Origin of the sequence: Hydrotalea flava, assembly GCF_001623405.1 — a bacterium.
Taxonomy (GTDB): domain Bacteria; phylum Bacteroidota; class Bacteroidia; order Chitinophagales; family Chitinophagaceae; genus Hydrotalea; species Hydrotalea flava.
Map to the genome: position 1 here is coordinate 1 of NZ_LUHG01000048.1, position 706 is coordinate 706.

The window sequence follows — 706 nt, forward strand, 5'->3', positions numbered from 1 at the left end:
CTAAACAACTGCCACTGCTGCGGATTTTAACTGATCGTGGAACCGAATTCTGTGGCAAGCCGGAGTATCATGAGTATGAATTGTATCTTCAAATCGAAGGAATAGAACACTCAAAAACGAAAGCCCGCAGCCCTCAAACCAATGGTATCTGTGAACGTTTTCATCGCACCATTCAGGAAGAATTTTATGCAGTAGCGTTCAGAAAAAAAATATACACCTCCGTAGATCAAATGCAGCAGGATCTTGACCAATGGCTAAGACACTACAATGAAGAGCGGACACACTCAGGTAAATACTGCTATGGCAAAACGCCCATGCAAACTTTTATTGACAGTGTGCATTTAGCCAAAGAAAAACGTATCGATGAACTCTTGGAAAAAGACGCTAACTTTAGCATGTCAGAAGAAGCGGAAGCAGGCTCTGCTGAGGAGCAACCTGCCAGGAATATTCTGACCGATGAAAATAATAAAGCGGTTGATCAAAACCCAACCACTTTTAACCAATAATTTTTATCGCATATGCCTTAAAAAAACCTGCTCTAAATTTAACCGGTTGTCAGATTAAGTAGTAGCAATTACATCTTATTGTTGGGTGCAAGCCTTAGCCAGGAGGTAAATTGTTTGGATGTTTCAAACTTTGTAAATCCATCAGGTCCTATTTCACTCATGATGCTTAAAATGGTGGCATGACTTACGCCTTCAATCTG

At 40.7% G+C, this 706-nt stretch carries 1 protein-coding gene and 1 pseudogene; one reads left to right on the forward strand and one right to left on the reverse strand.

The features are described 5' to 3' along the window. Positions 1 to 371, forward strand: a pseudogene (locus A0F92_RS05380) (integrase core domain-containing protein); the annotation flags it as partial. Positions 372 to 574: 203 nt separating this feature from the next. Here A0F92_RS05380 and A0F92_RS16040 read toward each other — a convergent pair. Further along, positions 575 to 703, reverse strand: a complete 129-nt coding sequence (locus tag A0F92_RS16040) for a transposase (RefSeq protein WP_394330966.1) — start codon at positions 701 to 703, stop codon at positions 575 to 577. Between the last annotated feature and the right edge of the window lie 3 nt (positions 704 to 706).